This window comes from Frankia sp. CcWB2 (genome assembly GCF_977927585.1).
Window position 1 is genome coordinate 8,513 of record NZ_CDWRCM010000179.1, and the last position, 1,709, is coordinate 10,221.

The following is a 1,709-nucleotide window of genomic DNA, read 5'->3' on the forward strand; positions in this document are numbered from 1 at the left end:
GAACATGACCAGCTGGGGCTGGAGGATCCCCTTCCTGCTCGGCTCGGTCGCGGCCGTGGTCGGCATGTGGATCCGGACGCACGCCAAGGAGACCCTCACCAAGACGGCGGACGAGCCGGCCGGTGCCCGTCGTGCCGACATGTTCGAGTTCCTCCGCCGGCACCCCAGGGAATCCCTCCAGGTGTTCGGGCTGACCGCGGCCCCGGCGCTGGTGTTCTATGTATGGACCGCCTACCTGCCGACGTACGCGAACATCACGGTGGGCTCCAACCTCAAGCACGGCCTGCTCTCCGGTGTCGTCGCGCTGACCATCTTCCTCGCCCTGCAGCCGGTCTTCGGAGCGATCTCGGACCGCGTCGGCAGGCGGCCGATGCTGCTCACCTTCGGCACCTTCTTCGTGGTCGGCACGGTTCCGATGCTGGCCCTCCTGGACGGCTCGACCACCAGGCTGCTCCTGGTCCAGATCATGGGGCTGGTGTTCCTCGCCTGCTGGTCGTGCATCTCGAGCGCGGTGGTCGCCGAGCTGTTCCCGGCGCGCCTGCGCAGCTCCGGTATCGGGTTCCCCTATGCGCTCTCCGTCGCCCTCTTCGGCGGCACCGGCCCCTACGTCGCCACCTACCTCGTGGACATCGGCCACCCCGCCTCCTTCGGCTGGTACGTCACCGCCGTCGCCCTGGTCAGCACCGTGGTCTTCAGCCGGCTCCCCGAGACCGCGCACCGGCCCCTGCACTGACCGACAGGAGACATCGCCCGCGGGTCCGAGAGTCTGGATCACGCTGGCAGAGAACGACGGTGATTTCCACCGCGGTGATTTCCACCGCGGTGGAGAGGCTGTCGCATCCCTACAGCCGTCGGAGCGGCTGAACTGTCACCGTCAGAACAGCTACGGCCAGAACAGTTACGGCCAGAACAGCTACCGTCAGGAGGCCGTCTGGCCGTCGGCCAGACCCGCGATGGCCGCGCTGACGGCGAGAATCCGGCACGCGTTGTCGACGTGCAGGTTCTCGATCAGCCGGCCGTCGACGGTCGCCACTCCGCGGCCTTCGCGTAGTGCCTCCTCCCACACCCGCACGATCTCCGCGGCCTGCGCGACCTGGGCCTCGGTGGGTGAGAACGTGCGGTTAGGGGACGTAATGAAGTAACAAATACGTGATCGAGAGCATCATCGCAGGTCACAGGCCTGTGGAGGGTTCGAAACGCGCAAGTTATTTCATTTCGACTCCATAGTGGATGTCCTCCGCCCCCTGGACCTTGGGCACCATCACCACGTCGAGATTCTCGCCGATGGCGGGCACGAGCGTGAGCAGATCGTCGAGCCCCCAGGGTGAGTCGAGGCTGTTCAGGCGGATCCAGAACTGCGTCTCATCGAAGTCCGCGCCGTCGACGATCTTTATCAGGTTCTCCCTGGCAACGATCTTGTTGTCCGCCCGGACGCCGTCCTCGAGGTTCCCGAGCAGCACGTCGACCCGGGGGATGATCTGCGGCAGCTTCGCCGCCATCTTCTCGTTGCTCGGGTCGAAGACGTGAATCATCCGGGACGGCCGCCACGGGATCTCGCGAGGCGGGAGTGGCGCCCCCACGGCGAGGGGAGCGAAGAAATCCTTGGCGCTGCGCATGTGAAGTGGATCTGGATCTGGATCTGGATCTGTCGCTGATCTTGTGATTCTTCTGGCCCGCCGGTGATCATCGGGTGAGGAGGGCCCGTTTGC

Annotated in this window: 1 protein-coding gene and 2 pseudogenes; 1 reads left to right on the forward strand and 2 read right to left on the reverse strand. The window is 65.8% G+C overall.

The window, feature by feature from the left end; genetic code table 11:
• On the forward strand, positions 1–733 hold a 733-nt coding region (locus ACY45C_RS16920), incomplete at its 5' end, for an MFS transporter (RefSeq protein WP_462188533.1).
• A 186-nt stretch (positions 734–919) separates the two neighbouring features.
• Here the strand turns inward: ACY45C_RS16920 and ACY45C_RS16925 are convergent.
• Positions 920–1,123 (reverse strand): annotated as a pseudogene (locus ACY45C_RS16925) (CoA ester lyase); the annotation flags it as partial.
• Between the two features lie 100 nt (positions 1,124–1,223).
• Positions 1,224–1,616 (reverse strand): annotated as a pseudogene (locus ACY45C_RS16930) (aldolase/citrate lyase family protein); the annotation flags it as partial.
• Positions 1,617–1,709: the final 93 nt, after the last annotated feature.